Raw genomic sequence first — 8,559 nt, forward strand, 5'->3', positions numbered from 1 at the left:
CCGACACGGGGCGCCGCGAAACAACGAGCCGCAGCCACCGCAAAGGCCCGCCGCAAAGCCAAGGATGAAGAAGACATCCTTGCAGCGGCGGGCCTTTCGGTTGTTGAAAGCCTGGGCAGCCGGAGCTACGTGGTGGATACCTCGGTGCTGTTATCCGATCCGAGGGCAATCCTGCGGTTTGCCGAGCACGAGGTGATCCTGCCGATCGTGGTGATCTCCGAGCTGGAGGGAAAGCGCCACGATCCCGAACTGGGCTACTTCGCCCGGAAGGCGTTGAGGCTGCTGGATGAACTGCGCGTCAAGCACAATGGACTGAACCGGGCGATCCCACTTGGGGAAGAGGGCGGAACGCTCCGGGTTGAACTGAATCACGTCTCCACCGAATTATTGCCGGTGGGCTTCCGCAGCGGGGACAACGACTCGCGGATTCTTGCGGTGGCCAAGAACCTGTCCGTGGAAGGCCGAAACGTCACCGTGGTGTCCAAGGACCTCCCGATGCGCGTCAAGGCTTCAGCCATGGGGCTGCAGGCCGACGAATACCGGAACGAGCTGGTCAAGGATTCAGGCTGGACCGGCGTCGCTGAACTGGACGTCCAGGAGGATGACGTCAATGCGCTCTATGACCACCAGCCGGTCTTCCTTCCGGCCGCCGCTGAGCTCCCCGCGAACACCGGGGTGATCATGCATTCCGTCAAGGGTTCTGCGCTGGGACGGGTCGGCGGGGACAAACAGACCCGCCTGGTCCGCGGGGACAGGGATGTGTTTGGCCTGCACGGGCGGTCGGCTGAGCAGCGTCTCGCCATCGATCTACTCATGGACCCCGAAGTGGGAATCGTTTCACTGGGAGGACGTGCCGGCACCGGAAAGTCAGCGCTTGCGTTGTGCGCAGGGCTGGAGGCAGTGCTGGAGCGCCGCGAGCACCGGAAGGTGGTGGTCTTCCGTCCGCTGTATGCGGTGGGCGGACAGGAGCTCGGGTACCTGCCCGGCAGTGAAAGCGAAAAGATGAACCCCTGGGCACAGGCGGTCTTCGATACCCTGGGTGCCCTGGTGTCCCAGGAGGTGGTCGAGGAGGTGATGGACCGCGGGATGCTGGAGGTTCTTCCGCTGACGCATATCCGCGGACGCAGCCTGCATGACTCCTTTGTGATCGTGGACGAAGCGCAGTCGCTGGAGAAGAACGTCCTGCTGACCGTGATGAGCCGCATCGGGCAGAATTCGAAAATTGTCCTCACCCACGATGTTGCCCAGCGCGACAACCTGCGGGTGGGCCGCCATGACGGCATCGCGGCGGTGGTCGAAACCCTCAAGGGCCATCCGCTCTTTGGCCACATCACGCTGACCCGTTCCGAACGCTCGCCCATTGCTGCGCTGGTGACTGAGTTGCTGGAGGGTGCGGAAATCTAGTGCGAAGTCACCCCTGTTGGCTGAGGTCACCCCGTATGCGGGGTGACTTGAGCTGTAAGGGGTGACGTCGGCCGGTTGGGTTTGGCCCTACGTCACGTGCCAGGGGATGTGTTCCCGCACGTCCGTGAGCGACGGCGGCGAATCCACAAAGAGGTCATCGACCATGTACTCGTCGGAGCCGAGGATTTTCAACGAGTGGCCGCCGCCCGTGCGCCCGCCATCCAGTACGAGGGTGGACACGCAGATTCCGGTGCGGACGTCCACCGCCACCCGGGTGCGTCCGGGGCCGATCAGCGGAAAGCCCTGGGCATTCGGCTTGTAGGTGATGTTTGGGCTCACTGTGGCGGCGAGGACCGGACGGCCCTCATGCTCCTCCGCCGCGATGTCAACAAGTTCCACCCGGTTGGCGAAGGGGGACTCGAACGCCACAGGTGAATCGCCTGCGAATTCCACGGGATCCAGCATTGCGGACCATCGCGGATCGCCGAATGCGGGATCGCCATAGGCGGCTTCCGGGCGGCGGTGCACATAACCGGCGTCGTTATAGACCGGGGTCACGAGCCGCGGTGCAAGCAGCCAGGATTTGCGGGTGGCGCTCACATACAGCGAGTCGCGCGAGCCTTCTGTTCCGGTGCTGCTGTGGAGGAGCGATCCGTCAGCAGCCTCGACGCGCAGCGCGGCCGGTCTCCTGATCCAGGCGCGCAGCGGGGGAGAGGCGCCGTCGGGCCCCCGCCAAAAGACTTCGAAGCGTAAAGTGTCCCAACGCCAGGGGGAGGATCTGCACAAGGATCGAAAGGTGCTCGCGGGGGTCGCGCTGTGGGTTGCCGACATATCCACAGTCTAGCCACGGTGAGCTGTGCAACGGGCTGATTCAAGTACCGTAGGCACATGACCGGCATCATGGGGGAGTACTGGGTTTCCAGTGCTGCAGCGTTCTGGGCGTGCGCGTTGGCTCTGGTGCTGTTTGCCGCAGTGGGGATCTGGCTGAGCATCATAGACATCCAGAGCCACCGCCTCCCCAACCGCATCATCTTTCCCTCATATCCCGCGGCTGCTGTGCTGTTGGGAAGCGCCGCGCTCCTGTCGCAGGACTGGGGCCGGGTGCTCTCCATGGTGGGCGGCGCGGCGGTGCTGTGGCTGATCTACTTTGTGCTGCGGGTCATCTATCCGGCGGGAATGGGATTCGGCGACGTCAAGCTGGCGGGGGTGCTGGGCCTCTACCTGGGGTTTGCGGGTTGGGGGCAGGTGCTGTGGGGGACATTCGCAGCCTTCCTGCTGGGCGGGCTCTGGGGTATTGGCCTGATCATCTCCGGCCGCGGAACCGCGAAATCCCACATCCCGTTCGGCCCGTTCATGATCGTGGGCGCCGCACTGGCCCTGACGCTAGGCTGAAACGCATGCCAGTTCCCGATTTTGTTGTACAGCTCCGCTCAAAGATAGGTCATGATCCGCTCTGGCTCCCGGGGGTCGGGGCGGTGGTGTACAACGACGACGGCCGCGTCCTGCTCGGTAAGCGCGCCGACAACGGACAGTGGACCATCATCACCGGAATGCTTGATCCGGGTGAGGAACCTGCTCCGGGCATTGTCCGCGAAGTCTTCGAGGAAACCGGCGTCCACGTGGAAGTGGAGCACCTTGCGAGCGTGGAGGTGGTTGGTCCGGTGACGTTCCCCAACGGGGATGTGTGCAGCTTCCTGAGCCTGGTCTTCAGTTGCCGCTATCGTGGCGGTGAAGCACGCGTGAACGACGACGAATCGACCGACGTGGGCTGGTTCAGCCTCGATGCACTCCCGGAGCTGAACGACCGCCACCGTCACCTGGTGGAATCAGCCCGGCATGCCGGCGGCGTTCCTTTCTTTGTTCGCTGAGCTCGGGACGCAACCGTTATAACCCGCGCGATATGGCAAGCGAGGAACGAGCGCGTGGAGACCAGGCCCTCCGGTCTCCACCACTCCGGTGATCGAAATGGTAGGGCACGCCGCGATGAGCTTCGCATAAGTGGCGTGTCCTGCCTTCTCGATCCGGCCAGCGCTACTGCGGCGGCCGGGTCATCGAAAGTACGTCGAGCGACTCATCAAGCTGTGCCTCGGTCAGCTCTCCGCGTTCCACGAAACCAAGGGCCACCACAGCCTCGCGGACGGTGAGCCCTTCAGCCACGGCCTTCTTGGCGATCTTCGCGGCGTTTTCGTAGCCGATGTACTTATTCAGCGGCGTCACGATCGACGGCGATGCTTCGGCCAGGAAGCGGGCGCGCTCCGTGTTGGCGGTCAGCCCATCGATCATCTTGTCCGCCATGACGCGGCTGGTGTTGCTCAGCAACCGGATGGACTCGAGCAGGTTTGACGCCATGACCGGAATGCCCACATTGAGTTCAAACGCGCCATTCGTGGAGGACAGGGCAATGGTGGTGTCGTTGCCGATGACCTGTGCCGACACCATGATGGCCGCTTCGCAAATAACCGGGTTGACCTTCCCCGGCATGATCGAGGAACCGGGCTGCAGGTCCGGAATCGCAATCTCGCCGAGACCGGTGTTGGGGCCGGAGCCCATCCAGCGCAGATCGTTGTTGATCTTCATGAAGGAATAGGCGATGTTGCGCAGCTGCCCAGACGCTTCAATCAGACCGTCGCGGTTGGCCTGGGCCTCGAAGTGGTTGCGTGCTTCGGTGAGCGGCAGTCCGGTGTCGCCGGCCAGCAGCTCAATCACCCGGGCAGAGAAGCCGGCCGGCGTGTTGATGCCCGTGCCCACGGCCGTTCCGCCCAGAGGGACTTCGGCCACCCGTGGGAGGGACGCGTTGATGCGCTCAATGCCATAGCGGACCTGGGCGGCGTAACCGCCGAACTCCTGGCCGAGGGTGACGGGGGTGGCATCCATCAGGTGGGTCCGGCCGGACTTGACCACGCCGTCGAATTCCGAGGCCTTACGCTCCAGCGATACGGCAAGATATTCCAGTGCGGGAATCAAGTCATTGATCAGTGCCGAGGTGGCCGCAACGTGCACGGAGGTTGGAAACACGTCGTTCGAGGACTGGGATGCGTTGACGTGGTCGTTGGGGTGGACCACCTTGTCGCTGCCGCTCTCCTTGAGGGCACGCGAAGCCAGTTCTGCGATGACCTCGTTGGTGTTCATATTCGAGGAGGTGCCGGAGCCGGTCTGGAACACGTCGATGGGAAAGTCGCCGTCGTACTGTCCGGACGCAACCTTGTCGGCAGCCGATTCGATGGCACGGGCGAGCTCGCCGTCGAGCACTCCGAGTTCCGCGTTGGCGGTCGCCGCCGCTTTCTTGATCCGGGCGAGGGCTTCGATGTGCGTGCGTTCGAGCTTCTTGCCGGAGATCGGGAAATTATCCACGGCGCGCTGCGTCTGGGCGCGGTACAGGGCGTTGGCCGGCACCCGGACTTCGCCCATGGTGTCGTGTTCAATACGGTATTCGGCGGCTTCTGCGGCAGGCGATTCAGTCATGCGCCAATTCTCGCGGGTGGTGCCGGAGGTGCCAAATCACAGCCACAAATCAGAGCGCGCCAAATCCGGAGACGACGTCGGCCTTCCCGTCGTCGAGCCGGTAGGTGATGCCGACGACGGCGGTGGACCCGCGCTGAACGGCGTCGGAAATAACCCGCGAGGAATCAACCAGCCGTTTGGAGGTCTGCTTGATGTGCTCAACCACCGTGCCATTAACATCGGTGACACCGTTGCGGCGCGACGTGAGGACGGACGGAGTGATGCGCTCCACCAGGTCGCGGATGAAGCCGGTGGGCATCTCGCCGGTGTCGATGGCGTCCATGGTTGCAGTAACCGCGCCGCAGTTGTCGTGTCCCAGGATGACAATGAGGGGCACCTGGAGCAGGCTGACGCTGTACTCCAGCGAGCCGAGCACTGCGTCGTCGATCACCTGTCCCGCGGTCCTGACCACAAATACGTCACCGAGCCCGAGGTCGAAAATGATCTCGGCCGCCAGCCGTGAGTCCGAACAACCGAAGATCACCGCAAACGGGTTCTGGGTATTGATCAGCGAAGCACGGTGGGATGCGTCCTGGTTGGGATGCGACGACGCAGCTGAAATGAAGCGTGCGTTCCCGTCGCGGAGCTTGAGCCAGGCCTGCGCCGGCGTGAGTTGCTTTGTCACCCGGCCTACTTTACTGCGGGTCCCCGCCGCGGGTGCGCATCGTATGACAACTCATTGAGTGGGAAGCCTAGCGGAGCTCATTGACGACGGCGCCGCCCAGGACATCGAACTCCGCCAGTTCAGCGGTGCCGTTCAGGATCAGCGTAAAGCCTTCCACTTCAGCGGTGAGGTAGGCGTCGCCATCCTCACTGTCCAGCAATTCCCAGGTCACGCTTTCAATGTCGCGCTGCCCTGACGGCTGAGCTGTGCCGGTCCGCTGCGCAGTCCACGTGGGATTGGCCGCATCTGTTTGCGTGAGCTGGATGAATTCTCTCTCCGGTGTGAGATATCCCACCTCCCAGAATGCCACCCCGTCAGCGCCGCCGCCGTTCCAACGGGCAAAGTTGGAGGTCCAGCCGTCAGGGAGTGGCACGGCAAGTGGTGGATAGCCCGCAGCGTCCTCAGCTTGCTCGGCGATCGTGGCCACATCCACGTTGCGCGCGTACGTTTCAGCCGTATGGGTAGGGTTGAGAAGTATCACCGGAACTACAAGGCCCAGGGTGGCTGCCACGGCAATGAGCATGCCTATGACACTGGAGTTGGCCCGTTTGGCCTGCTTGGGCGTCAGTACGGGCTTGGGTGCCGCAGCCGTGGGGGTGTCCTGGGGTTCACTCACCGTCCCATTTTCCCCCACTGCGCCCGAGTCCCATAACCGGACCACAACTACGGGGCGGCCGCCCGGCGTCACGCAAGGCGCCGGCGTCGTGCGCGCGCACTATGATTGCGGTGAGGTACCAACCATTTCGACGATGAGGTTAGACGTGTCCAATACCGGCAAGGCAGCGCAGTACTCCACTCTTTCACCCGCCCTCGCTGTGGGGGATGACGAGCCGGACCGCAACCTGGCGCTGGAGCTGGTTCGTGTGACCGAAGCGGCCGCAATTGCCGGCGGTCACTGGGTGGGATTCGGGGACAAAAACAAGGCCGACGGCGCTGCGGTGGACGCCATGCGCTCCCTGCTCTCCACCGTCCACTTCAACGGTGTAGTGGTGATCGGCGAAGGCGAGAAGGATGAAGCGCCCATGCTCTTCAACGGCGAGAGGGTAGGGGACGGCAGTGGTCCCGAGTGCGATGTTGCGGTGGACCCGATTGACGGCACCCGGCTAACGGCACTCGGCATCAACAACGCGCTCGCAGTGCTTGCTGTCGCTGAGCGGGGCACCATGTTTGACCCGTCGGCGGTGTTCTACATGGAGAAGCTGGTGACCGGTCCCGATGCCGCGGACATGGTGGACCTCCGGCTTCCGGTCAAGCAGAACCTGCACCTCATTGCCAAGGCCAAGGGCAAGCGGGTCAGCCAGCTCAACGTCATGATCCTGGACCGCGACCGCCACCGCCCGCTGGTGCAGGAAATCCGCGACGCGGGCGCGCGCACCAAGTTCATCATGGACGGTGACGTTGCCGGCGCGATCGCCGCTGCCCGCGAAGGCACCGATGTTGACGCGCTGATGGGAATCGGCGGCACCCCCGAGGGCATCGTGGCCGCCTGTGCCATCAAGTCACTTGGCGGCGTGATTCAGGGACGCCTGTGGCCCACCAGCGACGACGAAAAGCAGAAAGCGCTCGACGCCGGCCATGACCTGGACCGGGTGCTTTCCACCAATGACCTGGTCACCAGTGACAACTGCTACTTTGCGGCCACCGGCATCACCGACGGCGACCTCCTGCGCGGTGTCCGCTACAATCGGGACAAAGTGCTCACCCAGTCAATCGTGATGCGTTCAAAGTCCGGCACCATCCGCGTGGTGGACGGCGAGCACCAGGCCCACAAATGGGAGAGCTACGCGCGTTTGACGTAATCGCGGAGCCGCCGGGTGAGCGTGTACACAAAGTACATCCGGCGGTTCACCGGCAGGTCCCACGTGCCCGGATACGCTACTTCGTAGCCGCCGAAGGAGCGCTTGAACCGCGAGAATCCAGCCCATTTGTGGTCAGGTTCGTCTTCAGGGGAGACACCCCACAGGTCGAACGTGGACATGCCGGCGTCCTTCGCATCCATCATCATGGTCACCACCAGCGGAATACCGGCGTTGAGCTTGCGGTGGGCATTATCCGCGGCGGCATGGGCGTAGACGCGGGCGGATGCGGTGTCATAGGAGAGCGCTGCGGCGATGGGCTTGCCGTCCAGCCTGGCGACAAACAGCTTTGCCGAGCCCGCGGGCATCAACGAGTTCGATGCCTGCGTGAGATAGTCGTCCGACTGTGCCGTGAAGTCGGCGCGCTCTGAGACATCGTGGAGGAAATCCAGCAGGATCCCAATCTGTTCCGGATCGGTCAGCGTCTCGAACGTGACACCCTTCTTGTGAATGTTCCGGAAGAGGTTTCGGCTGGTGGGGCGCATAGCGCCAAGGAGTGCTTCACGGTCCTGCGTCAGGTCCACCTTCCACGTCAGCCGCGGCTGAACATCAAGGGGTGCCTTCCGGAGGCCCAATCCGGTCAGTAGTTCACTGGCTGTCCCTCCAAATCCGGCTGAGACAGGCTCCACCCGCACGTAATGCGCACCGTTGGCGCGCGCCTCGTCGCGCAATGCGGCGAGTGCCCGGGTCAGTGCGGGGCCGTCAGCAGCGGTGGGTCCGTAGGGGACGTACAGGTAGCTGCCGAGGGAAGTTTTCTCCCGGATGGCCAGATAGGACCATCCGGCGCCGTCCGCCTGGAGAACGGTTTTCCCCAGCGAACGCTGGAAGTCCGCCCACCGGTCTGTCTGCAGGATTGACTGATTCATGCCGGTTGATCCGGTCTGCCTGGGGAATCGTCACCGGAGGAATCGCCACCGGAGGAAGCGCCACCGAACTCAAGTGGATTCCCCGATACTGTGACGGCAAACAGCACCGCCCGGGAAGTGCTGTTGGCCAGCGGATGCGCAAGCACGGGCTCCTCCGTGACAGGGATGAACCCGCTCTGCCCATGCAGCAGTCCCAGCTCCGATTTCGGCGAATCGAGGCGGGCGCCGCCTTCCACTGCGAGCACAATCACCGGACCGTGCTGCGCCA

General features: G+C 63.5%; 9 protein-coding genes and 1 pseudogene. 4 read left to right on the forward strand and 6 right to left on the reverse strand.

Translation table 11 applies throughout. The features are described from left to right. Positions 1-75 precede the first annotated feature (75 nt). The gene (locus Y708_RS24725; RefSeq protein ID WP_253905799.1) at positions 76-1,404 is read left to right on the forward strand and encodes a PhoH family protein; all 1,329 of its coding nucleotides are present in this window, start codon (positions 76-78) and stop codon (positions 1,402-1,404) included. A gap of 87 nt (positions 1,405-1,491) precedes the next feature. On the opposite strand, the gene Y708_RS0112360 is transcribed toward Y708_RS24725, so the two are convergent. Then, a complete protein-coding gene (locus Y708_RS0112360; protein ID WP_035776202.1) occupies positions 1,492-2,235 on the reverse strand; it encodes a hypothetical protein in 744 nt (247 codons plus the stop codon). 57 nt (positions 2,236-2,292) lie between these two features. Here Y708_RS0112360 and Y708_RS0112365 point away from each other — a divergent pair, with 57 nt between their 5' ends. Both Y708_RS0112365 and Y708_RS0112370 read left to right on the forward strand, forming a co-directional pair. Beyond that, positions 2,293-2,796: a prepilin peptidase gene (locus Y708_RS0112365; RefSeq protein ID WP_028280179.1), complete on the forward strand. Its 504-nt coding sequence runs from the start codon at positions 2,293-2,295 to the stop codon at positions 2,794-2,796. 5 nt (positions 2,797-2,801) lie between these two features. Next, positions 2,802-3,272, forward strand: coding sequence for an NUDIX hydrolase (locus Y708_RS0112370; protein WP_028280180.1), 471 nt, complete (start codon positions 2,802-2,804; stop codon positions 3,270-3,272). A gap of 163 nt (positions 3,273-3,435) precedes the next feature. Here the strand turns inward: Y708_RS0112370 and Y708_RS0112375 are convergent, their stop codons facing one another. From Y708_RS0112375 to Y708_RS24730, 3 genes are all read right to left on the reverse strand, one after another. Then, the gene (locus Y708_RS0112375; protein ID WP_028280181.1) at positions 3,436-4,866 is read right to left on the reverse strand and encodes a class II fumarate hydratase; all 1,431 of its coding nucleotides are present in this window, start codon (positions 4,864-4,866) and stop codon (positions 3,436-3,438) included. Positions 4,867-4,915: 49 nt separating this feature from the next. Continuing rightward, on the reverse strand, positions 4,916-5,530 hold the full coding sequence (locus Y708_RS0112380) for a carbonic anhydrase (protein WP_028280182.1): 615 nt from the start codon (positions 5,528-5,530) through the stop codon (positions 4,916-4,918). Positions 5,531-5,597: 67 nt separating this feature from the next. Next, entirely contained in the window at positions 5,598-6,185 is a 588-nt protein-coding gene (locus tag Y708_RS24730) for a DUF4245 domain-containing protein (RefSeq protein WP_035776205.1), read from the reverse strand. Positions 6,186-6,318: 133 nt separating this feature from the next. On the opposite strand from Y708_RS24730, the gene glpX reads away from it, so the two are divergent. Next, entirely contained in the window at positions 6,319-7,368 is a 1,050-nt protein-coding gene (gene glpX, locus Y708_RS0112390; protein ID WP_051478955.1) for a class II fructose-bisphosphatase, read from the forward strand. On the opposite strand, the gene Y708_RS0112395 is transcribed toward glpX, so the two are convergent. Both Y708_RS0112395 and Y708_RS29855 read right to left on the reverse strand, forming a co-directional pair. Beyond that, on the reverse strand, positions 7,350-8,291 hold the full coding sequence (locus Y708_RS0112395; protein ID WP_028280184.1) for a lipid II:glycine glycyltransferase FemX: 942 nt from the start codon (positions 8,289-8,291) through the stop codon (positions 7,350-7,352). The genes glpX and Y708_RS0112395 overlap by 19 nt on opposite strands. Further along, positions 8,288-8,559, reverse strand: a pseudogene (locus Y708_RS29855) (hypothetical protein); the annotation flags it as partial. The gene Y708_RS0112395 and the pseudogene Y708_RS29855, both read right to left, overlap by 4 nt.

Source organism: Arthrobacter sp. H5 (assembly GCF_000520595.1).
Classification (GTDB): Bacteria; Actinomycetota; Actinomycetes; order Actinomycetales; family Micrococcaceae; genus Arthrobacter_D.